Raw genomic sequence first — 26,368 nt, forward strand, 5'->3', positions numbered from 1 at the left:
GTTGTCTTTGATTAATAACGGGATTATACGGAAACTTCTCTGCTTTGTCAAATTTCCCGTCTTATAACTCTTCGGCTTATTCCTTCCGGCTATAAGAAAGGAGGAAATTGTCCCTCCGGGCAGCTCCTTCTTAGCCTATTACATCATTATAGCGGGAAGTCACATCTGAACCGCACTTTATCAAACGCTCCAAGGATCCTTCCGTTGTGCTGAGAGTTAATTTCTCCGCTTCAGAGTACGCTCTCTGCTCATCCACACGGGAAAGTAAGGCCTGCGTCTGTACCTTGAACTCTGTAATGGCATTGTTAAAGAAACTGAGCTGTCCGCTCTTATAGCTTTCAAAGCCTTCCTTTTCCAGCTCCGCTTCATCCTTGAAGTTCACTGCAAATTCGGCAAGTACTGCGGCCATTTCCTCGTATTTCGGACGAATCTCCGTCACATCCAGAGAAAGGACATTTTCATCCGAGATATCCTCCTGCTTGTAAATGGCATTCATGATTTCAGACTTTAACATCGTGAGCTTCAGCATCTGATAGCGAACCGTATAGCCTTCCTTTTCGAAACGCTCCAGGTCTCTCGCCTGCTGTTCCTGTAAAATCGCTCTTAAGCTGTTTAAGTAGGGAAGTCTCTCATCGTCATAAGCATTGACTGCCGGAACAAAACGACTGTGAATTTCCTGTCCCTTGGCATAATTGTCATCCAGATAGCCCTTCTGATTTCCGTAGTTTCCGGCTTCATCCAAAACCTCCATTAAGGCTCTTAAGGTCGGAATCAGGGTAAGCGCATGCTCATCTATTTCCTTATAGCTTGTGCCCAAATCCGCTTGCGATTCCACCTCATCCAGGAATTCATAATCCTGATTGCTGAAGGTTGTCGTGATATAAGATCCCCCCTCAATAGGAGAAAAGTCTCCCGATGCGGCTACACCGTTAAAATATCGATCCAGAGATTCTTCCACATCTCCGGTCATAAAGTTACTTAAATCAACATAGTTGTTATAGGCTTCCAAGTCGCTTGCCGGAGGAAGGTCTTCATAGGAGTCTTTATCTCCCTGAAGGGCTCCCATCAGATTGTTCAGTGCCTCATTCTTTCCGTTATCGGTATTCCCCTTTTCATTCTGAAAGGCATTCTGTGCATCCTTCAATTCTTTGCAGGCGGAAAGACTGCAGATTAATACAAGTACCGTTAGTCCCAGACTGATTTTTTTCACTTTTTCTCTCCCTTTTTTACTAGGCTGTTCTAAACATATTTAATCGACAAAACGAAATTCCTTTAATTTTAAATAAATATAGTTAAAATTAATATCATCGTTTTTCTTCGTACGTTTTGTATTCTACCATCCTTAAAAAGGTCGGTCAAATGGAATCACAGCTCCATTTCAGAAATCTGCCGTCGCATCTCTTCCAGGATGCCGTAAAATTCTCGTGAAGAATAACGGCTGACCCCTTTTCCGGAAAAAGCCTGCACCTGCACCGCCTGATCCGAGGTCACAATGCTGACAGCTCTTCCCTTTTCCGAGAATTCCTTCGCCATTTTGGTCAAGGTAAAATCGGCACTTTCTCCTTCCTTTGTAAAAATCAGCTCCAGATTTTTCCCGAACCGCTGTTTCGTTCCGGGGTTTCCCTTTACATGATACGCATCAAAGATAAGATAAACCTCCGTATCGTAAAATACCGCATATTCGGACAAATACTGAATGACCTTCTCCCGCCCCGCCATAAGATCCTCTTTTGCAAGTTCCTTTAGAGCATCTTTTGCAAACATAAAATTATAGCCGTCCACAAGGAGCAATTTTTTCTTCGAAACCGTGCTCTTCTTTTCATACTGCTCCCTTGCCGCTCTCTGCTTCTCTTCTTTTTCTCTGGATAAAATAAGCTTTTGTTCGGAGAGCAGGGCTTCCTTTCCCCTGTTCCGTACAGGGCCGAAGGTTCTTAAAAAGATTTCCTCGAGTTCGATATCCTGAATATAGGCTCCGGTTTTTTCTTTTTTCTTTTTGCCTTCCTTAGTCTTCGCTTCTCTTGGCACGCTATGCCCTTCCGAAGCCTCCTCTTCCTCCGGGAAGAAGTCCTGTGCGGATTCATCCGCTCCAAAAAGAAGTTTATCCGTTTGTTCCGAATCACCGGTACGTTCCAAAAGGATTTCACTTTCTTTTTCTTCCGTAAGCTTCTCAAAAGAAGAAAAGCGATAGCCGACCTCCGCCTGAAGCCTCTGTAAATCCCCCAGCAGGGAGGGAAGGTTCTCTCCGGACAGCCTCCCCTTAAGAATGACTCTTTCTCCTTCTTGTAAGAGCTCCTCCTGACGTCCCTTTGCTCTTTCTATCGTTTGCATGACTGCCCCAAGTTCAGTCTGCTTCACAGCGACGGAATAGGAAAAGCAGGGCTGAAAAAGGTGAAGTCCGGCACTTTTCTCCGCCATAAAAAGAGCCTCCGAAACCGCCGCTTTCAAATCCGTAAAATAGGAACTGCTCTCCCGATAGTCCGCCTCTATAATTTCAATTCCGTAGTGCGTATACGGCCCGCCGAGGCAAGGCCCCTTTATCTCCACTGCCTGCCACTCCGTCTCTAAACGGCTCATCCAATCCTTTCGCAAGTTCAGATTCTCTGCAAAGCCGATTCTCCCGGGTTTCTCTTCTTCCGCCTTTTCCGTATTTCCGCTACTCTTCTGTCCTTCTTCAGAGGGAAAAAGGCGCAGGCTTAAAGCAAAATAATGCCCCGGACTCTCTATTACCGCTCTTCCGTAAGCTTCCTTCCTCGGCCCCTCCCCGTAAATCAATTCTATGGGAGAAAATACCACAGTCTGTCCTGTCCTCTTCCGGAAAAGATCCTCCAGAAGTTCTCGCTGCAAGGCTCCAAGCGAACGAATACGGACTTTTTTCCCCTCTTCCGCGATATGCATATCCCACTCCGGGAATTCTTCGGAGAGATCTCGAATCTCTTCCGCATAGCGCAAAATATCTCCCTCTTGAATCGAAAGCTCCACTTGAATAAGGCTTCCTTCTTGCATTTCTTTTTCCTTCTCAAACGGGAAGGCACCCGGACTGATTCTTTCCGAAACCGGTGCAGTAAAGAGACTCCCCGCTTGAACCTCACTCAGTTCCGTATATTTTTCACCTTCTTCCAGTCTGATTTCCGTCAGTTTTTCCCCGGGAAGCCACTCTTCCCGTAAAGTTAAGCGTCCCGTGAAAAGTCTGGCCTTCGCCACTCTTCTGCCCTTTTCATCCCGGGTAATTTTATAAATATAGCCTCTCTTCTCCTCTTGCTGGGCTTCCGCTTTCGGATTGATGCAAAGGACGGTAAGCGCCTCTAAAAAGGGACCAATCCCCTCCTGCTTTAAAGCCGATCCGAAAAATACGGGGATAAGAGTCGCTTTTCGTATCAAACTGCGTACACGTTCCGGACTTACATTTCCGCTCTCCAGATATTCCTCCGTACTCTCCAAAGAGGAGAGGGCTATGGATTCCATCAGTTCTCTCTCCTCTTTACTTAACGAATCGCTTTCCGTTTCTTTGTTCGCTGCCCCTCCGTCTCCCTCTTTCATCCGAAGTGCCATACCCGTAAAGGCGGTAAAATCGAGGACATTCTGCTTTGGAAAATGGATTTTAAGCTCCTCTATAATACGCTCCCTTTCCCCTTGAAATAAGTCCATTTTATTCACAAAAATAAAGAGAGGAAGCCTTTCCCTTTCGATAAGGTCCCGCAATTCTTCTTCCCGTTTTCCGATTCCTTCTCTGGCATCCAAAATAAGAACTCCGTAGTCCAGTACCTTTAAGGCTCTTTCCATCTCTCCGGAGAACTCTCTGTGTCCCGGTGTATCCAAAAGAAAAAAGCGCTTATTTTCCCTCGTAAAATAAACACTCTTTGCATAAATCGTTATTCCTTTTTTCCGCTCCAAGTCATCATGGTCCAGCACACTGTCTCCATGATCCACACGGCCTTTTTTCCGAATCTCCCCGCTTTCAAAAATCAAACTTTCCGAAAGACTGGTTTTTCCTCTGTCAACATGGGCCAAAAAGCCCAGAACGATATTTTCCATCTTTTACTGCCTGTTCTCCGTTTCCGACTCTTTTGCATCATGATCCGTAAGGAATATCCGCGTGCTCTCTTATATCGAAAAAAACGCTCTTATTCTGCACTGTCCAGATACTGCATTATCTTCTGCACGCAAGCCCCGGAAGACAGGCCACGCTCTTCCAGTGTATATTCCGCATATTTCCGATAAAGTGCCGTCCTCTCCTCATACAAGTCCTTCAAGGTAAAGCCTTCCGGAATCGCCACGCCGCGTTTTACCGGATCACCGATTCTCTTCAGCATTTCTTCATAGGGAATATCCAGGAAAATCACTCTCGAAATCTTTTGCAGATGTCGCATCGCTTTTTCTCCGTAGCAGATGGAACCGCCCGGTGCAATCACCGTATTCTCCACCGAAAGAGAGGCTCCGGTTTCCTCTTCCAAACGTAGAAACCCCTCCCTGCCTTCTTCTGCAATGATTTCCCGAAGCAGCTTCCCGGTATTTTTTTGAATCAGAGTATCCAAATCCAGGAAAGTCATTTTTCTTCTTTTAGCCAGCATCTTTCCCAGAACGCTCTTTCCGCTGGAAGGCATGCCGATTAGACATATATTCATTCGTATTTCCTCTTTTTGCTTTCCTTTTCCATCTTCCTCCCCGCGGGGGGTATCCTTGCTGTTCCTTACTGAACCGCAGTTCTCCAAGCCATCGTTCCTCCCCGCGGGAGTTATCCGGCTCTCCTTACAGCTGCTCCGCAAAAAGGGAAAGCGGCGGAATCAACTGCTTCTTACGGGATACCATTCCCGGAATCCGCAGGGAATAGCCCTCCACGTTCTCCTTATCCAATTGAAACTGCAGCTTCTCCGGTTCATTGGAAAAGGCCATATGCATCAATTCCCCGGAATGAGATCCCACGGCAAGGAGTACCGTATCCTGCTCCAAGATATTCGTGAGCATGACAAAAACCATGCCGAGATTTTCCACTTCCAAAGCCGTCTTTGCAAAATGCAGCAATCTCTTCTGCAGCGCAGTAAGCTCTTCTTCATTTAAGGAAGTAATCTGGCTCACACCGAAACGAATCTTTCCGGCGGAAAAAATCTTGAAATCCTGATAGAAAATCTCCTTATCAGTCTTTTTCTTTAAATTGGAGGTGGTCGCAAACATTTCCATTGCGTACTTTTCAATGTCTACACCGGCGATTTCCGCAAGTTCCCTTGCCGCCTTCTCATCCACAGGAGTGCAGGTCGGAGAACGGAACAGGAGCGTATCCGAAATGATGGCGGACATCAAAAGTCCCGCTGTCTTCTTATCTACGGAAACCCCATTTTCCTTGTAAATCTGGTAAATAATGGTGCTGCAACAGCCCAGCGGCTGGTTTCTGAAGCTCACCGGAGAGAGTGTTTGTATGGTGCCCAGCCGGTGATGATCAATAATTTCCAGAATTTCGGCATTTTCCATCCCTTCCAGAGCCTGCCCAAGCTCATTGTGATCGACCATGATGACTTGCTTCCCGTGTGCGCCGAGCAAATTTCTGCGGGAAATCATCCCCAGATATTTTCCTTCCTTATTTAAAACAGGAAAATCTCTGTGTCGCTTGTTCGCCATAACCTCTTTAATATCATCGATATAGTCGTCTTCCTCAAAGCTGAGAATTCCTTCCTTGGTCATGAAAAAATCAATCGGAATGGACTGGTTAATGAGGCGTGCTGCCGTATAGGCATCATAGGAGGTCACCATAATAATCATGCCGTTATGTTCCGCAAGGTCCCGAATCGTCGGGGAAACATTGGCACCCTCACAGATGATGATGCAATCCGCCCCGTTATCCAGAGCAGAGAGCTGACTCTCCGCACGATTTCCCAGAATCACGATGTCATGCGGCTCAATATAGTAGTTCATCATTTCGGGATTCGCTGCCGCAATCACAACCTTTCCTTTTTCACAAAAGCGCTCAATATCTCCCGTAACACGGGTCGCTTCCAGTGTTTCCAAAATATTCTTAAATTGTGTTTTGGCTGTAGAGATCACGGCGGAGTCATAGACATTCATATAAGACTTTGCAATATCCGAAATGGTGATGAGTCCCTCCAGAATCCCTTCCTCCGTGACTGCCGGAAGTGTCACGACATGGCTGTCCCGCATAATCTGATATGCCTGCTTTAACGACATATTTTTAGGAACTCCCAGCGTCTTTCGATAAGCCACATCCGAAACCTGCGTTTTTACACTCTCCAGTAAGCGCGGCTTCTCCTCCTTAAAATAGTCTAATACGAAACTTGTCTCTGTATTGGGATTTCCCGCCCGACAGGGAATGTAGCGATTGGTATGGTTGATTATATTTTTTAAACGCGCGTAAGCAATGGCTGCACAGATGGAATCGGTGTCCGGGTTCCGATGTCCGGTCACGAGTATATCTCTTTCCATGTTATGAGAAAGCTGTTCCTCTACTATCGACATATCTTTTTCCTTTCTTTTACTCTATTGGAAAAAATCTTATTGCAAGTACTGTTCCGTGTCAAGGATAGCTTGACATTCCCTTATTCCAGTAAGTATAATTTCCATGTAGTTTTAAGAACTACATTGTATGCAATTTTATTAGAAATCAGATTTCCTGATGCAGAAAGAGGCTACGCTATGTCCTATCAAATCATCGCAGACAGCTGTGGAGACTTTACAGAGGAGATGAAACGAAATCCTGTTTTTAAGACTGTACCGCTCACTCTGGAAATTGGCTCCTATTCCATTTTGGATGATGAGCATTTTGACCAGTTGGATTTTATTCAGAGGGTAAATGCTTCTCCTGTAGGCCCCAAGACCGCCTGTCCTTCCCCGGAAGCTTTCCAAAAAGCCATTGAGGAGTCGGATGCCGACGAAGTCTATATCGTCACGATTTCCGATTCTCTGTCCGGCACTTTTCAGGCTGCCAAAATCGGCCAAAGCTTATATGAAGAGAATGGCAAGAAAGGGGAGAAGAAGATTCACATCTTCAATTCTCTATCCGCAAGTGCAGGAGAATGCAAGCTTTGTCTGGATATTCAGGAATTAAAAGAAGCCGGTAAACCGTTCGAGGAAGTGGTTGATACCATTGAGAAAGCCTGCTCCGATATCAACACCCTCTTTGTTCTGGAAAGTCTGGATACCTTGCGGAAAAACGGACGTCTTACCGGGATAAAATCTTTCTTGGCAAGTGCCTTAAACATTAAGCCCGTCATGGGTGCAGTGGACGGCACCATCGTCCAGCTCGGCCAGCAAAGAGGCATGCAAAAGGCCCTTCGAAAAATGGTGGAGCTCGCAGTAGAAAGAGCCGGCGGACCCGAAGCCACAAAAAGGAAACGACTGGTGATTACCCATGTCAATGCGCCGGAAAGAGCCGAGCAGGTGAAAGCCGACTTCGAGAAGCTGGCAAGTTTTAAAGAAATTATCATCACCAATGCCATGGGTGTCGCAACAATTTATGCCAATGACAAGGGAATTGTAGTTGCCCTGTAAAAAAAAGTGGAGCAAGCTTTATTGCTCCACTTTTACATATTTTAATGGACTTTAGCCAGTATCAGAGCTGACATTTGAAAAATGTTAGCTCTGATACAAAAAACCACCCGCTATGCGGGTGGGAAACACTTGTTATACAAAAATCACCTTTCCTAATACAATAAAGTTGTTCAAGCTATATTGCAGAAAAGGAAGGTGATTTATGGCGAAGAAAGAATATGCATTGGCACATACCAAATGGATGTGTAAATATCATATTGTCTTCACACCGAAGTATAGGCGAAAAATAATATATTATCAATACAAGGCGGATATACGGGATATAATAGCGCAGTTGTGTAGATATAAAGGTGTAGAGATAATAGAGGGACATTTAATGCCTGATCATATACATATTTTGGTTAGTATTCCACCTAAGATTAGTATCTCATCATTTATGGGCTATTTAAAGGGAAAGAGTGCGTTAATGATATTTGATAAACACGCAAACCTTAAATATAAGTTTGGGAACAGGCATTTCTGGGCCGAAGGCTATTATGTCAGTACAGTTGGACTAAATGAAGCCACAATAAAAAAGTATATACAAGATCAAGAAAAACATGATATAGCCATGGATAAACTTAGTGTTAAAGAATATGAAGACCCTTTTAAGGGTTAAAGTGAAGTAGTAACCATACCCCTTTATGGGGTAGCGACGAGTCAAAAGCAATAAGGCTTGAATGGGGCTGTGGGAAGTAGGCGAAAGCAAACTTACCATAGCCAAAAATGAAAGCCAGCGCCTTTAGACGCTGGCCCAGTAACAGGGGCTTATAGCCCCCGAGCAAACCACCCGTTTGACGGGTGGTTATGATTCCTGATAAACCGAAAAAAAGAAATCCGCGGTGCTCCCCTCTCCTTCCTTCAAATCAATCTCTTTCCAAAAAGGCTCGCGAAAACGCACAATATGTTCTTTCTGATAAGCGTCGTAGCTTTCATTAAAGCGCAGAACCCGGATAGAATTCTCCAGGCGTTCCTTCCTGTCCCTTGTTGCCTCCTCATCGTAGGAATTGATGCAATGCAGGATGTAATACTTTCCATTTTCCGAAATAATGTCCGAAATCTCGTTATTCTGTAAAGAAAAGGCAACTTCATAATATTGATCTTCCTTTTCTCCAAAAGAAAGTTGCTTCAGAATCTCCGGATCCTCTGAATATTGTCTGGCATAGTAGCTGAAATTAGCGCCCTGCGCCCTCACCTTTTCCAGAAGGTCTTTCGCCGTATCTTCATTGCTCAGAACAATTTGCTCTATGCTGATTACCTTGGACTCAGCCGCACTCAGCTCCGTATCCACGGAAGAAAGGAGGGACTCAGCCGTTTTTTCTGCCGTGAAATAGGCTACATACATATCCACTACATCTTTTTCCGTACAGTCACCGAAGAAGCTCTTGTCCTCCGGCGTTAGTGCTCCGTAAAACTTCGTCGCCGCCTTCCGAATGCTGTCCATCTCGGTCGAGTTCGGAAGTATGCCTTTTTCCTCCGCAAGAAGGTTCAAAGTGCGGATATCCTGCAGAAATTCCTTATTTTTTTCTATAAAATACGCTCCATAGGTCTTTTGAATCTGTCCGCTGATCGGCAAATTCCATATTTCTTTTCCCAGAATATTCTGATAGCGGTTTCTTTCCGACCCCAGTACCAGCATAGCCTGCTGCTTCGTATAGCCCGGAACATTCTCCGTCTTTCCGCTTATCGCAATTCCCTTACAGGAAACCAGGATAAACGAGAAAAGAAGAATCAGAATAACGCAAAAAGACCTTTTCTGTTTCAGAAAAAATTCTCCCTTAACTCCCAAGCCAAAGCACTCCTTCATCTTCCCTTACTTCTCCTCTTCGCTTTTTCCGCTCTCCTTCTTTTACTTAAAGCAGACTGTATAAGCAAATGTCTTATCTCTTTTCAACACCCGTGTCAAATCATAATAAGACCGTAGACATAGGCCATAATCACCGCAATAAGAATGCCGAGAATAGCTCCCATCAAGACTTGAAATGGGCTGTGTCCGACATACTCCTTCAGTTTCTTCTCAAACTCTTTTCCCGTCCAGGAAAAGGGATTATCCAAAAGCAAACGATTTAAAATGACAGCCTGCTTTCCGGTCTCCCTGCGAACACCTGTCGCATCATACATTACGACAATGGCAAAAATCAGAGCTATCGCAAAAAGGGTACTATCCACTCCATAGGATATTCCGGTTGCAATAGCCAGAGATACTACCGTTGAAGAGTGGCTGGAGGGCATACCGCCCGACCCCGTCATTCTTTCCCAATTAATGCCCTTATTAAAATAAGCGTCTATTGCCGTTTTAATGACCTGGGCAACAAACCAGGCCAAGACTGCCGACATGAGCGGATAATTGGACAAAAGCTGTTCCATAAAAAAATGCATCCTAGTTCCTTTCCACCAGCCAATCATAGAGCTCCTGATATTGCAGGGCTGAGCTCTTCCAGGAAAAATCTTTCTTCATGGCCCGATTGATAATTCCTCTCCAGGAACGTTTATCATCATAGTAAATTCTCTCTGCATAACGAACGCTTGCCATCATCTCATGTGCGTTATAGTTTGCAAAGGAAAATCCTGTTCCCTTTTTCTCATATTCATTATAAGGCTCTACCGTATCCCGCAAGCCGCCTGTTTCCCGGACAATGGGAATCGTACCGTAACGGAGTGAAATCAACTGAGACAGACCGCAGGGCTCAAACAAGGAAGGCATCAGGAAAGCATCACTTCCCGCATAGATGCGGTGACTGATTTCTTCCGAATAATAAATTTGTGCGGAAACTCTATCCGGGTATTTCCAAGCAAAATAGCGGAAGAGATTTTCATAACGATCCTCTCCTGTTCCCAAAATAACAAACTGTACGGCGTCCTGACAAAGTTCATCAAAGACTCGCTCGATCAAATCCAGCCCCTTCTGGTCTGTCAACCTGGATATGATGGAAATCAACATCGTGTCCTCCGAAACGGAGAGGCCCAGACTCTCCTGTAAGGCGGTCTTATTCTTTGCCTTTTCTTTATGGACACTGACCTTATCATAAGGGTATGGCAAATAGGGATCTCTCTTTGGATTCCAGATATCGTAGTCAATGCCGTTTACGATGCCGCGCAAATCTCTGTCTCGTGCCTGCAGAAGCCCTTCCAGACCTTCTCCGTAGAACTCCGTCTGAATCTCTTTGGCATAGGTCTTACTCACCGTCGTAATGGCGTCCGCATAGACAAGGCCTCCCTTTAGGAGGTTTCCGTCCTTCTTGTATTCCAACTTATCCGGCGTAAAATAATAGTCGGAAAGCTCTGTAAAGCGTTGTATCGTCTTTCTGTCCCAGGTCCCCTGGAAGCGAAGATTATGAATGGTAAACACGGAACGAATCGAACGGAAAAACTCCCCCCCTGCAAAACGGTCCTTTAAAAGAACCGGCACGAGACCGGTCTGCCAGTCATGACAATGAATCACATCCGGATGAAAGTCAAGGAGCGGTAAGGCGGAAAGTGCCGCATAGGAGAAAAAGCAGAACTTTTCCAGATCCCAATACCAGTTTCCGTAAGGTCTGTTTCCGGAGAAATAGTATTCATTGTCAATAAAATAATAGAGAATTCCATCCACTTCTTTTTTCAGTACTCCTACATAACGGGACTGTCCGAGATAATCCATATAGAAATGAGTGACATACTCTAAATTATAACGATCCTCTTCCCGCATACACATGTACTTGGGAATCATAATTCTAGCATCAAAATAAGCCTTGTCAATGCTTCTGGGAAGTGACCCCACAACGTCCGCCAAGCCTCCCGTTTTAATAAAAGGTACCGCTTCCGATGCTAAAAATAAAATATTTTTCATCCTCTTCTCCTTACCCTTTTTCTGTCTGCATTTCTGACGAAAAATCACTTCTTTTCTTTCGCCTTGGCCTTCAAGCTCCTTGCATTCTGTAGTGCCGCCTCCGTAAGCTCTTCTCCGCCAAGGAGTCTTGCGAGTTCCTTTACCGACGCCTCCTCATTAAGCGTATGAATCTCGGTCTTGGTTTTCCCTTCCTGCACATTCTTCTCTATAAGAAAATGTCTGTCCGCCTTCGCAGCAATTTGGGGGAGGTGCGTAATTAAGATCACCTGATGGTTCTTTGCAATTTTCTCCAGCTTCTCTCCCACCTTCTCCGCCGTTCTCCCGGAAATTCCCGTATCAATTTCATCGAAAATCAAGGTAGGAATGGCATCCGTATCAGCCAATACCGTCTTTATGGACAGCATAATGCGAGAAAGCTCACCGCCTGATCCCACCTCTCGCAAAGGGCGCAAGGGTTCTCCCGGATTTAAGCTGACATAAGACTCCACCTCGTCCAAACCCTTCTCCGAAATCTCCTTTTTCTTTTCAAAGCGAAATGTAAAACGGGTATCGAGGAAGCCCAGCTCCTGCATCTCCTGCTGAATGCGCTCCTCCAGTTCCTTCGCCGTTTTTTGTCTTTCTAAGGAGAGCTTTTCCGCCTTCTCCCTAAGCTCCTCCTCGCTCCGGGCCAAAGCCTCCTCCATAAGTGCTTTCTCTTTTTCATAATCCGTCAAGAAACGCAGCCTCTCTTCCTTTTTGGAAAGTGCTTCCAAGGCCTTTTCTTCCGTTCCCCCGTATTTCATCATGAGGCTTCGAATGGTATCCAGTCTTTCTCCCAAAAGGAAGAATTTCTCCTCATCCATTTCGCTGTGATCCAAATAATGCTCTACCGCTCTTAAGCAATCTTCGCCGACAGCCTCCAGTTCATAAGCCGTATCCAGAACATTCTTTAAGCTTTCGTCAAAAGTCACAGCCTCTTCCAGATTCTTCACCGGACCGTGAAAATCCCGATCCGCCAACTCTTCCTGTACCCTTAAGAGAAGAGACTTTAAGCGATCCCTGTTTTCATAGACAGCATAGTCCTTACTTAACTGCTCCTCTTCCCCCGGTTTCAAGTTGGCAGAGGAAAGTTCTTCCAGTTCAAACTGCAAAAAATCCAACTCTCTCTTTCTTTCCTCTTCCGGAAGAGAGTAGGCTTCCAGCTTTTTCTTCTTCTCTCGGTAATTTTCATAAGCCTCTTTTACTTCCGAAAGAATCCGTCCTCCTCTTCTTGTCATAAAGCTGTCCAAAATCGCAAGATGTGCCCCTTCTTTCAGAAGGCTGTGATGCTCATGCTGCCCATGCAAATCCAGAAGTTCTCCGCTGATTTCCCGAAGCTTTGCAAGCGTTACGGACAAATCATTTACACGATTTTCCGATTTTTTCTCGGAAATCTTCCTGCGGATAATCAGACTCCCTTCTTCTATTTCCAGATCTTCCTCCAGCTCTTTCAGTTCAGCTTCTTTCTCTTCTCCCAAAGAAAAGGAAAGTTCGATCAGCGCCTGCTCGCTTCCGTGGCGAATCATATCCTTGTTGGCTTTTTGCCCCAGGGCAAGCTGAATGGAGCCGAGCAGTATGGACTTTCCGGCTCCTGTTTCACCTGTCAATATATTCAGACCGGGTCCAAATTCGACAACAGACTTTTCAATCAGTGCCAAATCTTTTACCATCAGTCGATCAAGCATGGCTTTCCTTTCTATACGCTCTTAGACTAAGGACATCTTCTCCCGAAGCGTATGCAAAAAACTCTCTCTTGAAAACTTAACCAGTACCGTTTCCTCTTCCGCCTTTTCAATAATCACTTTATCTCCGGAAAGCAGCTCAAAGGGTTCCTCCCCGTCAAATGAGAGAACCTGGTCTCCCTTCTCCATTACAATCTCCAACACTCTCCGATCATCCAAAACCACGGCTCTGGCGTTCAAGCTGTGCGCACAAATCGGATTCATGATATAGACCTTTGCCTCCGGAGAAATGATGGGCCCCCCCGCAGAAAGATTGTAGGCCGTAGAACCGGTGGGTGTGGAAATAATGATGCCGTCCGAGGAATAATGAACCATTTCCATTCCGTCACAAAAAACTTGAAAATGATGAATGCTAACCCCCCTTACCCTGGAAATGAGCAGCTCGTTTAACGCCAGTCTGGAAAAAATTTCCCTGCCTCCCCGTATCACCCTCCCGAGAAGCATGGACCGGCGATCCTCAACATAATCTCCGGCTAAAAGTCTTTTTAAAGCCTCATCAATTTCTCTTCTCTTCCGAATCTCTGTAAGATAGCCGAGGTGTCCTGCATTAATCCCCAAAATAGGCACCTTCATTCCGCGAAGTACTCCGGCGGTATGCAGAATCGTGCCGTCTCCCCCCAGGGTGATGATACAATCTATTTCGTTAAAATCGTTTCTTTGAAAATCTTTATTCAAAAACAATTGCGGATGAACGCCCAAGTCTTCCAGTTTTTCAACAATTACCTTTTGAAAACTCTCCGCATCCTCTTTACTTTGATTCACAATGAGCGCCAGATTCATCTGATAAAACCTCTTTAAGTATAGCATTCTTCGGATAAAAAACCATTTACAATACATTCCCTATTCTACACGAGAAATTGTCTCTTGCCTATACTCCTTAATCGGATATGCTTTAATCCTTAATCGGATATGCTTTAATCCGGAGCTTAAAAAAGTCGCTCCTTCATTCTGCATCCCTTACGCTCTTTCGAGCATGCATAATCAAAAAGCGACTTCTTTTCTCTTCCCGATTCTTTCTCTCCTTAAACAGCCTATTTTCAAGCTGTCCTGAACCAAGAAGCGGAAAAAGCTTTATTTTTCTTTTTTTCTCGAATCCTTCGTGCCTGTAGCTTTGCCTCCTGCGTAACGCACTCGATATAGCCAGAGAATCACATTTCCCGTTGCCAAAGCTGTGGACATTGCATAAAGAGCCATACTGCTGCCTTCCCCCTTTAGCTTTCTTCTTGCAATTCTAAGATACATGGCAGACTTGTTTAAAAATGCATTCAAAGGTTTTCCTTCGTCGCCCTCTCCTCTTTTTGCCATTCGGTTAAAGACTCCCTTCCGTGCATCTGTTTGTGCAGGCTTTTGCGGGAGAAAATTGACTTTTCCACTCTCCTCTTTCTGATAAGAATTCACAAAGGAAAGCTCCGTCGCTTTCTCTTCTTCTCCTGTTTTCTTTCCGGTAACGACTGCATATAAATAAGGATGGACCACATTTCCGTAGCGGTCAATATTCGCCCTCAAAACTTCTATTTCCAAATCATACTCCGTATCGTCATAAGAAAAACCTTCTTGGTTTTGTTTCTCCTGCTTAATACAATAACGATACACGCCTTCTTTTGAAAACTTCATCTTATGAAAATAAAATTTTTCTCTTCCCGCCCCCTTGTGAATATCCAAATAAAACGGCTCGGGAAGAGGATTATTGGGGCTTTCCACATCTCTTTCCAGATAGACTCTGAAATCGGATTCCGGAACATTCCTCCCGAGGACCTCCAGGCTAAAGGAGATTTCCACCGTAACGGAATTTCCGCAGCCAAAGCTTCCATCCTGTGCCTCAACTGTCGATAAAAAATTTCCGCTCCTCACAAACATCAGTATCACAAGAAAGAGTACCGCACCGATTCCCTTTATCAGGAATCTGCAAAAATCTTTTCTTTTCCTTTTTTTCACCGTGCAAAACATGATCTTACCCTTCCTTTAACACCCTTTTTTATACTCCTCTATGAATTATTAAAAATAATATCATATTTGTATATCGTCTTCAATTTTTAATTTATAAGAATAGGGATAAGAATTTTTTAATTCATGATAAGGGTCATACACGGAGACCTTATTCTATTGTATAATGGATTTGTTTTTGATTGAAAGCAACATCCGATTGAAAGCACCATCTGATTGAAAGCACCATCTGATTGGAAACAGCACATGATTGGAAACAGCATCTGATTGGAAACAGCACATGATTGGAAACAACATCTGATTGTAAGCGGTAGCCCGGGGAAAACCGCAATCTGCATTCTATGCATGCAAGCCCCCTATAAAGGAGTTATATGAACATTATCCAAAAAATAGCCGAGGATTTATCTCTTAAAAAAATGCAGGTGGAAGCGGCAGTACAGCTTCTGGACGAGGGAAATACCGTTCCCTTTATTGCGCGTTACCGTAAGGAAGCGACACACGGTTTAAATGACGAGGAACTCCGCAGCCTTGAGGAAAAGCTGCAATATCTTCGGAATCTCGAGGAGCGGCGCGAAAGCATTTTAAACAGTATTGCCGAACAGGGAAAGCTGACCGACGAATTAAAGGCGCAGATTGAAGCGGCAGACACCGCAGTACGTCTGGAAGATCTCTATCTTCCCTATAAGAAGAAAAGAAGAACCAGAGGCATGATTGCCAGAGAAAAGGGCTTAGAGGGACTTGCAAAAGCGATACTTACTCCCGGCATAAATCCTGTAAAGGAAGCGGAAAACTATCTTTCCGAAGAAAAAGAGGTGCACAGCGTAGAAGAAGCCTTGAATTACGCTAAGGACATTCTTGCGGAAGAATTTTCCGAAAATGCCTCCTACAGGGAATGGATTCGCAATAAGACCATGGAACTCGGCAGTATTTCCTCCTCCAAAAAGGATGCGGAGGAGAATCCCGATGCAAAGACCTATGAGATGTATTTTGACTATGAGGAAAAGGTGAAAACCATTCCTGGCTACCGTACGCTTGCCATAAACCGCGGAGAAAAAGAAAAAGTGCTTAGCGTGAAACTGAATTTCCCGCAGGAAGAGATTATAGCTTATCTGGAAAAGCAGGCAGGAAAGGATTTACAGGGAGAGAATCTCAGGCTATTACAGGAAGCTGTGCTGGACAGCTTCAAGAGACTCATTTCTCCCTCTATCGAAACCGAAATCCGAAATATCTTAACCGAAAAGGCGGAGGATGGTGCCATCGCCATTTTCGCAGATAATTTAAAGCAGCTTCTCATGCAGGCGCCCATTGTCGGGAAGGTCGTGCTCGGCTGGGATCCGGGCTTCCGTACCGGCTGTAAAATCGCCGTGGTCGATCCGACCGGAAAGGTACTGGACACGACGGTCATTTACCCTACTCCGCCTAAAAATCAGGTGAAAGAAGCCATGGCGGTCATTCATAAGCTGATTGAAAAACATAAGGTGGATATCATTGCCCTGGGAAACGGCACAGCCTCCCGTGAATCGGAAAAGGTCATCAGCGACTATATTCATGAAACAAAGAGTAAAGTACAGTATGTGATTGTCAATGAAGCCGGCGCCTCCGTCTACTCTGCAAGTAAGCTTGCAACAGAGGAGTTCCCGAACTTTGACACGGGAGAAAGAAGTTCAACCTCCATGGCAAGACGGCTTCAGGATCCGCTTGCCGAGCTTGTAAAGATTGAGCCGAAGGCAATCGGTGTCGGGCAGTACCAGCATGACATGAATCAGAACAAGCTGGAGGAACAGCTGAACAATACCGTGGAAGACTGCGTGAACCACGTCGGTGTAGACCTAAATACCGCGTCCGCAGCCCTCCTTTCCTATATTTCCGGTATCAACAAGACACTCGCGAAAAATATCGTAGTGTATAGAGAAGAAAATGGGGCTTTTAAGAGTAGAAAAGAACTGTTAAAGGTGGCCAAGCTCGGTCCAAAGGCCTTTGAACAAAGTGCCGGCTTCCTCCGCATCCGAGAGGGTAAGGAAGTGCTGGACAGAACCTCCGTGCACCCCGAGTCCTATCAGAAAACAAAGGAGCTTCTCGCCCTTCTAAACTTAAATGAAAAAGACATTGCCGAAGGAAAGGGAAAGGATATTGCAAAAATGATTTCCGCCCTTCCCGGCGGCATGAAGGCGATAGAGGAAAAGCTCGAAATCGGAAGCTTTACCTTAAAAGATATTGTGGAGGCTCTTGCAAAGCCGGGGAGAGATCCCCGCGAAGATGTACCCGCGCCCGTTTTACGGAGCGATGTTTTAGAGCTTTCCGATTTAAAAGAGGGGATGATTCTCGAGGGTACAGTCCGAAATGTCCTAGACTTCGGTGCCTTTGTCGATATCGGCGTGCACCAGGACGGTTTGGTACACATCTCCGCCCTTTCCAAAAAGTTTGTAAAACACCCCCTCGATGTCGTAAAGCTGGGAGATATCGTGAAAGTAAAAATCCTCTCCGTGGATATGGAGAGGAAGAAGATTTCACTCAGTATGAAAGATGCGGAGTAGGAGGGATATTGCAAAGATAAAACAAGCTTTTATGCAGTACAGGTCTGAAATTGGGGCACGCTCTCGCTAACCTCGCCCTGACTGAGCATGGGCTCGGTAGCCCATTGCTCACTTTGCTTTGCAAAGCAACTTCCTTCGGAAGTTGGTCTGCTACAGGACGACTTTTCTGATGAAAAGTTTGTCCTTGCGGATACTAAGCGAAAAACTGCAGTTCCTTTGTTTTTCGCAAGTACCGGCGGGCTCAGATTACCCCCCTTTCAGACCTGTACTGCATAAAACTGCCCCCAGTATTTTTACAATATCTGTTCTAGCTCCAAAGAGCTCTCCTCCCAGATGGCGTATTGTTCTTCCAATTCTTTATCTATTGCTTCCTGCTCTCTATGGATTTCCATGAGGCGCCCGACATCGGATCCGACTTCTTCCATGGAGGCAGTGAGCTCTTCTTTTCGCTCTTCCAGCTTGGCAATTTTTTCCTCCGCCTTTTGCAGGGCATTCTGCCACTTTCTTCTCTTTGCGGAGAGCTCCTTCTGGTTTTCCCAGTCGAGCCTCTTGCTCTCCTTTTCTTCCAATCTTTGTGTTTCTTCCGGATCTATCGCTTCCAAAGGCATCTTATCCTTTTGCAGTGAATCTCCGTAGGCACGAACATCTTCCTTCTTTTCAATATAATAATCGTAATTTCCGATGTAATTATCGAAGCGATTGGAGAAGAGCTCTATAATTCTCGTTGCCGTCTTATTGATAAAATAACGATCATGGGAAACATAAAGGACGGTTCCCTCATAGTTTCGAATCGCCTCCTCCAGAACTTCCTTCCCCTGAATATCCAAGTGGTTCGTCGGCTCATCCAAAATCAGGAAATTTGCATCGGAAAGCATAAGCTTCGCAAGACTTACCCTGCCCTGTTCTCCTCCGGAAAGATCCTGAATCCGCTTATACACATCGTCTCCCGTGAAGAGAAAAGCCGCAAGAACATTTCTAACCTTCGTGTTGTTCATCTCCGGATAGGTATCCTGAATTTCCTCAAAGAGCGTTTTCTCCATGTGGAGCACGGCATGCTCCTGGTCATAGTAAGCAATCTTCACCTTCGAGCCCAGTCGGAACTCTCCCTCATCCGCCTGGATAAGTCCGTTCAAAATCTTCAGTAAGGTCGTCTTTCCGGTCCCGTTGTCCCCGATAAGCGCCACATGTTCCCCTCTTTGCAAAGAAAAAGTCCCGTGGGAAAAAAGTCTCCTTCCGTCATAGCTTTTTCCCAGCTCCTTTGCCATTAAAACATCGTTTCCGGAACTTTCCCTCGGGGAGAATAGAAGCTTCATCTCATTCTCGAGTTCTTCCGGCTTTTCCAGTCTTTCCACCTTCGAAAGCATCTTCTCTCGGGATTCCGCACGCTTAATGCTCTTCTCCCGGTTAAATTGCTTCAGCTTTTCAATAACGGCTTCCTGATGCTTAATCTCCGCCTGCTGGTTCTGAAACGCCTTCCACTCGGCTTCCCGGATCTGTCTCTTCTTTTCCGCATAGGCACTGTAATTTCCCTGGTACATCCTTACTTTGCCTCTCTCCAGGTCAATCACCTTCGTCACAATTTTATCCAAAAAATAACGGTCGTGGGAAACAAGAAGCACTGCTCCGTCATAGCGCTTTAAGACTTTTTCCAGCCACTGAATAGAGCCGATATCCAAGTGGTTTGTCGGCTCGTCCAAAATCAGAAGATCGGGCTTCTCCTGTAAAATCTCCTCCAAGCGTTTTCTTGTCTTCTGCCCTCCGGAAAGGGTGTCGTAGTCCTCATTTTCCGCTTCTATATCGGCATGTTGCTGTGCCAGGTAGTCCATTTTCTTCTCTTTGGAAAATGCGATGCTCCCCTCATCTGCCTCCTCAATTCCCAGAATACATCGGAGCAAAGTTGTTTTGCCTGAACCGTTAATTCCGACAATGGCCGCTTTTTCCTTATCTTCCAGATGAAACGATACATCCTTCAGCACAGTCTTTCCTACATATGCTTTACTTAGCATGGATACATTTAAAATCATGCTCTAAGTATACTGGATAGGCCAAGCACAAGCTATTATTTTTTTTGAACATGCCTATTTCTTGTCAATGCAAAGAAAATGCATTAGAATGAAAGGAACTTTACTGGGAGGTAAAGTCATTTGGTCTATTTATTATTTAAGGAGGAACGAATATGGCACACGTAGTTAGTGATGAGTGCGTAAGCTGTGGTGCTTGCGCAGCAGTATGTCCTGTAGAAGCTATCTCTGAAGGTCCAACAAAGTATGTTGTTGATCCGGATACTTGCATCGATTGCGGCGCTTGTGAAGAGCCCTGCCCCACCGGTGCTATCGCTGCAGAATAAGCATAATACGGTAAAAAAAAAGCTGCCCTAAAGGGGCAGCTTTTTTAATGCCTGTTTTGCATTATGTGTGTTAGGGGCTTATAGGACAAAATGTGTTGATGGTCAATCCCGGGGTCAAGAACAAATTCCTCTATTCCCCACTAAGTCTTCTTGCGATAATTCTCTCCATCTTTTTGTAAAAAACAGCCTTCTTCCTCCTTCTCTGCCACTCCTTCTCAATCTCATACAGGAAGAAGAGAGAGGTCAGCACAAGTGCAAAACTGATGTATCGTATCTCCGGAAGAATAGACAGGATACCGAATAAAGAAAATACCAGGATAGAGGTAACAAATATTTCAAAAGTTCTCAAATTCATTCTCATAATTCACTCCTTTATGTAAACGCCTGTTTGCTTTTACACAAAGGATAATAACACAGAACAATTGTTTTGTAAAGTGTTTTTCAGAATATATGTTTTGATAAATAAATTATTTTTTCCCTGTCTATCTCTGCAAAAAATCTGCAGAATATCTTTTTATACTACAAATGGCCTTCTGTAAAACGGCATCCTGTCCTTTATCGCATCTTCCGCAGTCTTCGACCTGTTGGACATTACCGCAAAGGGGATACCCCCGGAAAAATCATTGCCCACAGTGGTAATATTGGCAAAACTGGGCTGAATGCTGCCCTTATGACTGACAATGCACAGATTAAAGCTCTTCCCATCCTGCTTTGCCCCTAAAAGGTAGGCAGCCATGACGTTCAGATCATCCCGCATATATTCGCTAAGTGCTTCTTCAAGCTCCTTCGCATCTCCCAAAGGCTCTGTAAATTCCAAATCCTCTCCCGGTCTTACAGGGACTTCACCCATGAGTTCAGCCTGTTCCACATGGATACAATTTGCAATAAACTTCCTCCAGAGAATAAAGTTTTCGCTGTTCATATCAATGACAAATCCGGAAATCCTCGGATCATCGAGCGCCATCAAAGCCAACTGGTGAAAGCTGAGAACAGCACTGCCTTCCGTACTGTTAGGCCACTTTTTTACCTTCTCCTGTGAAGTAAACAGAGCATAAAAATGATTTTTATCCTTATCCTCCACTACAGCAAAAACCGGCTTCTTCTCTTCGCCTTCTCCCACTGTACGCATAGGCACATAAAACTCGGCATGATGAATCAGGGCATCGATTAATCTTTCTTCCCAATTCGCACCGCCCTCATTTTGTATTCCATGAATCGCCATAATCAGACGAGCATTTTTCTTTTCTCTAAAATCGTTCATGAACTCCTCCTTCCGCGCTATTTTAACATAGCTTAGAACGAGACACAAGAAAAGCTACTGCACCCACTGTCCCTGTTCATTGATACGGAAGCTATCTATAGTCGTATTCTTTGCCATAGAACCATTGTTGTGGAAATAGTAATAAACCTGTTTTCCGTTAATTGTCAAAGCCACCCAACCGGTGCGCATCGCGCCTGCAGCATCGAAATAATAGCTTTCCTGTCCGATTTTGAAAATGCCGTTAGAAAGCATCATGCACTGACGGTCTCCGCTGTCCGGTAAGAAATAATACCATACGTTGTCAATAAGCTGCCAACCGGTCTTTGCATCGCCGTTAACCTTATCCAAATAGAACCAGTTTCCATATGCATTCTTAAACCAGCCGGTTTCCATTTCGCCCTGTCCGTTAAAATGATACCATCTGCCATTCCAATCTATCCAGGTATTGATTGCCGGCTGACTGTTCGGATAACGGAAATACCACTTTCCGTTAATCTGACTCCATCCGATTGTGGCAGGAATTGTCGTATTGTTTTCCGCCTTGTGCTGTCCGAAAATCTGCGTTTCGCTATACTTTCCCTGCCCGTTTGAGCGGTTTGTTTCACTGATACTTAAAATATCGGACTCCACTTCGTCAGAAGATTTCCCTGCCTTCTTTTGTACCTCTGTGTAGGGAATGGTCTTTACGGAGAAAGTATAGGGTCCTTCTTCCGTCATCCAGGGGTAAAGGTTCAGGCTTAATGCATCGGTTGTAATCTTTACAAGCTGTTTTCCATCTCTAAAAAGCTTTACTTCATAATACCCCGATGTATTGTTTTCCGCAGTCCAGCTTGCTCTTCCAAGACTGTTATTGGACCAAGTCAAATTATCCGGTGAATCATAAGTTCCCGTAATGGGCTTTAATTGGATGATTACTTCCAGTTCCGTGGAGCTGATTCGTCTTGCACTCACAAAAGTTCCGTTTGTCACTCTCACATTGTTTGCCGTATAGGCCCCGAAGAACTGATAATTCAATGTATCTCCGTTATTTTTCTCTTTACTGTCTGCAACAAGGTAGAGTTTTACCTTCGGTTCACTTCCCACTTGTAAATTGTCCGCATTTCCGCTGTTGACCCAGTCTACGGACTCTACATGATATCGGTCTGTAGAGCCTGTTGTAAAATCGGACTCACTGATATTTCCCAAAGATGATCCGACTTCCTGGTTCCTTAAGTTTTGATCCACTTTGATGCTTACGGTAAGGATATTACTGATACTGTCTTTTGCCATGGCCGGTACAGCAAAAAGAAGTATCATAAAAATCGATAAGATAAATGCCAGTTTTTTTCTTAACATATGCTCCTCCATTCTTAATCTATGCCAAGTATATAGTACTTTTCCGTTCTGAATCAACTTGCTTTTCTCTTACAATCAAATAGCTTATTTGTAACACATAAAATTGTAGCACATAAAAGAAGCTGCGGAAAACCGCAGCTCTTTTTGCAATCTGTTCATTCGTTTTTTTACAAGTAACTCTGTACTTGTCGGAGCTCTTTATACTAACTCTAAAAGAACTTCCATAGCAGCATCTCCCTTACGAAGACCTACTTTAACAATTCTGGTATATCCACCCTTGCGGTCAACATACTTCGGTGCAATTTCATCGAAAAGCTTCTTAGCGATGTCTACCTTCTTGGTATTCTTCTTTCTGCCTGCCACTGCAGCCGGTCTTTCGGTCGGAACATAGGTTGCCGCCAAAATCTGACGACGAGCCTGCAGACGAGAGGGCTTATCCTTCTGGATGGACTTCTCTACTTCATCGTAAACGGTAACTTTCTTACCGTCTACAACTTCCTTCACTCTCTTTCCGTCAGCATCCTTCTTAGCTACCTTTGCTTTCACGGCAACCATCTCGTAGTTATCCTTCTCTCTAACTGCAAGGGCGATCAGCTTTTCTACCTGCTTACGAACTTCCTTGGCTCTTGCCTCAGTGGTAAATACCTTTCCATAGCGAAGAACATCGGTTGTCAAAGATCTAAGCATAGCCTTTCTCGGTGCTGTAGCTTTTCCTAATTTTCTATACATTGCCATTTTACTTTCTCCTTATCCGTGCTTTTTAGTCTTATCGGGTAAAATTCCGGGTCCGGATCTATTCTTCCGGAGTGGAAAGTCCTAAGTTCAATTCACGAAGCTTTGCAAGCACTTCTTCCAGTGACTTTCTTCCCAGGTTACGAACCTTCATCATGTCCTCCGGTGTCTTGGAAGTTAATTCCGACACGGTATTAATCCCCGCTCTTTTCAAGCAGTTATAAGAACGGACACTCAGCTCCAGTTCATCAATATTCATTTCTAATACTTTGCCCTTATCATCCTCTTCTTTCTCCACCATGAGCTGTGTTTCAGCCCCTTCGGAAGAAAGATTTACGAAGAGATCCAAATGCTGGAAGAGCATCTTAGCCGCAGCGGATACTGCATCCTGAGGAAGCATTCCGCCATCGGTATATACATCCAAAGTCAATTTGTCATAATCTGTCATATTTCCCACACGGGTATTTTCCACAGTCATATTGACTCTGTCTACAGGTGTATATAATGCATCTAAAAGTGTATATCCCTTCGGATACTGTGATGCCTTTTCCTTTACTGTCCCTACATAGCCCTGTCCCTTGGTGATAACTACACCGATGGAGAGCTTTGCTCCCTTTTCCAGAGTAGCAATATGTAAATCGGGATTGATAAGAACAAATTCCGACTCTGCTTTAAAATCCGAAGCCTTCGCTTCCTCTTTTTCACTGACTTCCAAATGTGCTTCCAACTGCTCCACACCATCCGGAAGGGAAACCACTAGAGACTTTAAGTTGGTTAAAACCTCACTATAACTTTCCTTTACTCCGGAAATCGTATCTCCTGAAAGTCCTTGAATCTTAATTGCAGAAACCGCAGCCCCGGGCAGAGAGGACAGCATCATTCTCCGCAAAGAATTTCCCAGGGTCGCACCGTAACCTCTTTCCAAAGGTTCACAAACAAAACGACCGAAGCGCTTATCCTCTGAAATTTCAAGAATTTCAATGTTTGGTTTTTCAAAATCAAACATGCCGCCTCCTTTTTTAGGCTATCTTTACTTAGAGTACAACTCGACGATTAACATCTCGTTTACCGGAACATCGATTTCTTCTCTGTGCGGTAAATTCTTAATGGTTGCGCTCAGCTTCTCCTCATCCACTTCCAACCAAGCCGGTACCATTCTGCCGCCGGTTACTTCCGTGATGTCCTTATATCTCTGTGCAGTCTTCATGGACTCTTTAATAGCCACAACGTCTCCTGCAGATACAAGGTAAGAAGGAATATTTACAATCTTACCGTTTACGGTAACGTGACGGTGACCCACTACCTGTCTTGCCTCACGTCTTGTTCTAGCCATTCCCATACGGAAAATGACATTGTCCAGTCTACTCTCCAAAAGAACCATCAAGTTCTCACCGGTCTGACCGGGAAGTCTCTCTGCCTTTGCATAGTAGTTACGGAAAGGCTTCTCCAAAACACCGTAGATGAACTTTGCCTTCTGCTTTTCACGAAGCTGAAGACCGTACTCACTCATCTTTCTTCTGGCATTTCTAGCCTGTCTGTTTGATTTCTTGTCGACTCCCAAGAATACAGGGTCAAGTCCAAGTGACCTGCATCTTTTAAGCACAGGAACCTTATCTACTGCCATATTATCCTCCTAAATATCAAGTTCTGTCACTTTAAAAGTAACATCTCCAAAATTTGATACGCCCTTTACACCGTCGGCTTCTTCGGGCTGACCAAATGGTCATACTGTTTTCGTATAATGCTCACTTCGCTATCGCATACTTTTCTCTTATCAAAATATGCCATATGCAGAATAAGAAGCAAAACAATTATACTCTTCTGCGCTTCGGCGGGCGGCATCCGTTGTGGGGAACCGGTGTGACGTCCTTAATGGATGTTACTTCGAGTCCGTTTGCCTGTAAGGCACGGATAGCTGCTTCTCTTCCGGAACCCGGTCCTTTAACCATTACATCCACATACTTTAAGCCATGTACCAAAGCTGCCTTTACAGCAGTTTCAGCAGCCATCTGAGCTGCATATGGAGTAGATTTTCTTGAACCTCTAAATCCCAGACCGCCGGCACTTGCCCATGAAAGAGCATTTCCCTGTGCATCTGTCAAAGTAACGATTGTGTTATTGAAAGATGATTGGATATGTGCCTGTCCGCGTTCAACGTTTTTCTTTACGCGCTTTTTTGTCACTCTCTTACCAGTTGACTTAGCCATAGTTAAACTAACCTACTTTCCTTTTTCATTTCTTCCTGTAATTAAAACATGAAGATCCTCTTAGTTACTTTTTAGACCTTACTTCTTCTTGTTAGCAACGGTCTTTCTTGGTCCCTTACGGGTTCTTGCATTGGTCTTGGTCTTCTGACCTCTTACCGGAAGTCCCTTTCTGTGACGGATTCCTCTGTAGCAACCAATTTCCTGCAAACGCTTGATGTTCAGAGCGATTTCTCTACGAAGGTCACCCTCTACCATCTGGTGGTCTGCAATATAGTTGGCAAGATTCTTCACTTCATCGTCTGTTAAGTCCTTCACTCTGGTATCCGGGTTCACTCCGGTAGCCTGAAGAATCTTATCAGCGGATGATCTTCCGATTCCATAGATGTAAGTCAAACCGATTTCGATTCGCTTCTCTCTAGGTAAATCCACACCTGCAATACGAGCCATCTTTGTTTCCTCCTGTTAATTAACCTTGTCTCTGCTTATGCTTAGGGTTTTCACAGATAATTCTGATGGAGCCCTTTCGCTTGATTACTTTGCATTTTTCGCAGATCGGTTTTACTGATGATCTTACTTTCATAAGTAAAATTCCCCTTTCCTTTACGAATTTGAACAGAGTTGCCGTATAATTCTAGCAAAACAGTCTTTAAATGTAAAGCGAAACCTTTACTTATCTCTCCAGATTATTCTGCCCTTGGAAAGGTCATAGGGAGAAAGTTCTATGGTTACCTTATCTCCGGGAAGAATACGAATATAATTCATGCGAAGCTTTCCCGAGATATGGGCAAGCACCTGATGTCCGTTTTCCAGTTCTACCTGGAACATGGCATTCGGTAACTTTTCCAGTACTTTTCCTGTAATTTCGATTACATCTGATTTCGACATA

25 protein-coding genes are annotated in these 26,368 nt (G+C 44.6%); 4 read left to right on the plus strand and 21 right to left on the minus strand.

What is annotated here, in order from left to right:
* Positions 1-130: 130 nt before the first annotated feature.
* The 4 genes from HMPREF9624_RS08765 to HMPREF9624_RS08780 form a co-directional block, all read right to left on the minus strand.
* On the minus strand, positions 131-1,210 hold the full coding sequence (locus HMPREF9624_RS08765; RefSeq protein WP_009537444.1) for a DUF3829 domain-containing protein: 1,080 nt from the start codon (positions 1,208-1,210) through the stop codon (positions 131-133).
* 155 nt (positions 1,211-1,365) lie between these two features.
* Positions 1,366-4,032: an NYN domain-containing protein gene (locus HMPREF9624_RS08770; RefSeq protein ID WP_009537445.1), complete on the minus strand. Its 2,667-nt coding sequence runs from the start codon at positions 4,030-4,032 to the stop codon at positions 1,366-1,368.
* Positions 4,033-4,121: 89 nt separating this feature from the next.
* Entirely contained in the window at positions 4,122-4,622 is a 501-nt protein-coding gene (locus HMPREF9624_RS08775) for a shikimate kinase (RefSeq protein WP_009537446.1), read from the minus strand.
* Between the two features lie 124 nt (positions 4,623-4,746).
* Positions 4,747-6,462, minus strand: a complete 1,716-nt coding sequence (locus HMPREF9624_RS08780) for a putative manganese-dependent inorganic diphosphatase (protein ID WP_009537447.1) — start codon at positions 6,460-6,462, stop codon at positions 4,747-4,749.
* A 177-nt stretch (positions 6,463-6,639) separates the two neighbouring features.
* Here HMPREF9624_RS08780 and HMPREF9624_RS08785 point away from each other — a divergent pair, with 177 nt between their 5' ends.
* Both HMPREF9624_RS08785 and tnpA read left to right on the plus strand, forming a co-directional pair.
* The gene (locus HMPREF9624_RS08785) at positions 6,640-7,494 is read left to right on the plus strand and encodes a DegV family protein (protein WP_009537448.1); all 855 of its coding nucleotides are present in this window, start codon (positions 6,640-6,642) and stop codon (positions 7,492-7,494) included.
* A 202-nt stretch (positions 7,495-7,696) separates the two neighbouring features.
* Positions 7,697-8,152, plus strand: a complete 456-nt coding sequence (tnpA, locus tag HMPREF9624_RS08790) for an IS200/IS605 family transposase (RefSeq protein ID WP_009537449.1) — start codon at positions 7,697-7,699, stop codon at positions 8,150-8,152.
* A 186-nt stretch (positions 8,153-8,338) separates the two neighbouring features.
* On the opposite strand, the gene HMPREF9624_RS08795 is transcribed toward tnpA, so the two are convergent.
* The 6 genes from HMPREF9624_RS08795 to HMPREF9624_RS08820 all read right to left on the minus strand — a co-directional run bounded on the left by HMPREF9624_RS08795 (position 8,339) and on the right by HMPREF9624_RS08820 (position 15,069).
* Entirely contained in the window at positions 8,339-9,340 is a 1,002-nt protein-coding gene (locus HMPREF9624_RS08795) for a peptidylprolyl isomerase (protein WP_009537450.1), read from the minus strand.
* Between the two features lie 95 nt (positions 9,341-9,435).
* On the minus strand, positions 9,436-9,900 hold the full coding sequence (locus HMPREF9624_RS08800; protein ID WP_009428245.1) for a divergent PAP2 family protein: 465 nt from the start codon (positions 9,898-9,900) through the stop codon (positions 9,436-9,438).
* Positions 9,901-9,913: 13 nt separating this feature from the next.
* The gene (glgA, locus tag HMPREF9624_RS08805; protein ID WP_009537452.1) at positions 9,914-11,362 is read right to left on the minus strand and encodes a glycogen synthase GlgA; all 1,449 of its coding nucleotides are present in this window, start codon (positions 11,360-11,362) and stop codon (positions 9,914-9,916) included.
* 44 nt (positions 11,363-11,406) lie between these two features.
* Positions 11,407-13,065, minus strand: a complete 1,659-nt coding sequence (recN, locus tag HMPREF9624_RS08810) for a DNA repair protein RecN (protein WP_009537453.1) — start codon at positions 13,063-13,065, stop codon at positions 11,407-11,409.
* 21 nt (positions 13,066-13,086) lie between these two features.
* On the minus strand, positions 13,087-13,902 hold the full coding sequence (locus HMPREF9624_RS08815; RefSeq protein WP_009537454.1) for an NAD(+)/NADH kinase: 816 nt from the start codon (positions 13,900-13,902) through the stop codon (positions 13,087-13,089).
* A 291-nt stretch (positions 13,903-14,193) separates the two neighbouring features.
* Positions 14,194-15,069, minus strand: coding sequence for a Spy0128 family protein (locus HMPREF9624_RS08820; RefSeq protein ID WP_009537455.1), 876 nt, complete (start codon positions 15,067-15,069; stop codon positions 14,194-14,196).
* Positions 15,070-15,437: 368 nt separating this feature from the next.
* On the opposite strand from HMPREF9624_RS08820, the gene HMPREF9624_RS08825 reads away from it, so the two are divergent.
* Positions 15,438-17,600, plus strand: coding sequence for a Tex family protein (locus HMPREF9624_RS08825; RefSeq protein WP_009537456.1), 2,163 nt, complete (start codon positions 15,438-15,440; stop codon positions 17,598-17,600).
* A gap of 293 nt (positions 17,601-17,893) precedes the next feature.
* Here HMPREF9624_RS08825 and HMPREF9624_RS08830 read toward each other — a convergent pair whose 3' ends face one another.
* Positions 17,894-19,624, minus strand: a complete 1,731-nt coding sequence (locus HMPREF9624_RS08830; RefSeq protein ID WP_036595050.1) for an ABC-F family ATP-binding cassette domain-containing protein — start codon at positions 19,622-19,624, stop codon at positions 17,894-17,896.
* Positions 19,625-19,776: 152 nt separating this feature from the next.
* On the opposite strand from HMPREF9624_RS08830, the gene HMPREF9624_RS08835 reads away from it, so the two are divergent.
* Positions 19,777-19,947 carry a DUF362 domain-containing protein gene (locus HMPREF9624_RS08835; RefSeq protein ID WP_007156965.1) on the plus strand — a complete coding sequence of 57 codons (171 nt, stop codon included), beginning with the start codon at positions 19,777-19,779 and terminating at the stop codon, positions 19,945-19,947.
* Between the two features lie 130 nt (positions 19,948-20,077).
* Here the strand turns inward: HMPREF9624_RS08835 and HMPREF9624_RS08840 are convergent, their stop codons facing one another.
* From HMPREF9624_RS08840 to infA, 10 genes are all read right to left on the minus strand, one after another.
* Positions 20,078-20,308 (minus strand): hypothetical protein, encoded by a 231-nt coding sequence (locus HMPREF9624_RS08840; RefSeq protein ID WP_009429860.1) that lies wholly within the window; start codon positions 20,306-20,308, stop codon positions 20,078-20,080.
* Positions 20,309-20,461: 153 nt separating this feature from the next.
* On the minus strand, positions 20,462-21,208 hold the full coding sequence (locus HMPREF9624_RS08845; protein ID WP_009537458.1) for an SseB family protein: 747 nt from the start codon (positions 21,206-21,208) through the stop codon (positions 20,462-20,464).
* A gap of 54 nt (positions 21,209-21,262) precedes the next feature.
* Entirely contained in the window at positions 21,263-22,543 is a 1,281-nt protein-coding gene (locus HMPREF9624_RS08850) for an N-acetylmuramoyl-L-alanine amidase family protein (RefSeq protein ID WP_009537459.1), read from the minus strand.
* Between the two features lie 198 nt (positions 22,544-22,741).
* On the minus strand, positions 22,742-23,278 hold the full coding sequence (locus tag HMPREF9624_RS08855) for a bL17 family ribosomal protein (protein WP_009428214.1): 537 nt from the start codon (positions 23,276-23,278) through the stop codon (positions 22,742-22,744).
* A gap of 58 nt (positions 23,279-23,336) precedes the next feature.
* Positions 23,337-24,281 (minus strand): DNA-directed RNA polymerase subunit alpha, encoded by a 945-nt coding sequence (locus tag HMPREF9624_RS08860; protein ID WP_009537460.1) that lies wholly within the window; start codon positions 24,279-24,281, stop codon positions 23,337-23,339.
* 24 nt (positions 24,282-24,305) lie between these two features.
* Positions 24,306-24,899 carry a 30S ribosomal protein S4 gene (rpsD, locus tag HMPREF9624_RS08865; RefSeq protein ID WP_009428679.1) on the minus strand — a complete coding sequence of 198 codons (594 nt, stop codon included), beginning with the start codon at positions 24,897-24,899 and terminating at the stop codon, positions 24,306-24,308.
* Positions 24,900-25,086: 187 nt separating this feature from the next.
* Complete coding sequence (gene rpsK / locus HMPREF9624_RS08870; RefSeq protein WP_009429169.1) at positions 25,087-25,482, minus strand: 30S ribosomal protein S11; 396 nt, start codon at positions 25,480-25,482, stop codon at positions 25,087-25,089.
* Between the two features lie 78 nt (positions 25,483-25,560).
* Complete coding sequence (rpsM, locus tag HMPREF9624_RS08875; RefSeq protein ID WP_009427890.1) at positions 25,561-25,929, minus strand: 30S ribosomal protein S13; 369 nt, start codon at positions 25,927-25,929, stop codon at positions 25,561-25,563.
* A 19-nt stretch (positions 25,930-25,948) separates the two neighbouring features.
* Complete coding sequence (gene rpmJ, locus HMPREF9624_RS11590) at positions 25,949-26,062, minus strand: 50S ribosomal protein L36 (RefSeq protein ID WP_003022746.1); 114 nt, start codon at positions 26,060-26,062, stop codon at positions 25,949-25,951.
* 86 nt (positions 26,063-26,148) lie between these two features.
* On the minus strand, positions 26,149-26,367 hold the full coding sequence (gene infA, locus HMPREF9624_RS08880) for a translation initiation factor IF-1 (protein WP_009428414.1): 219 nt from the start codon (positions 26,365-26,367) through the stop codon (positions 26,149-26,151).
* Between the last annotated feature and the right edge of the window lies 1 nt (position 26,368).

The organism is Oribacterium asaccharolyticum ACB7 (genome assembly GCF_000238075.1).
GTDB lineage: Bacteria > Bacillota > Clostridia > Lachnospirales > Lachnospiraceae > Oribacterium > Oribacterium asaccharolyticum.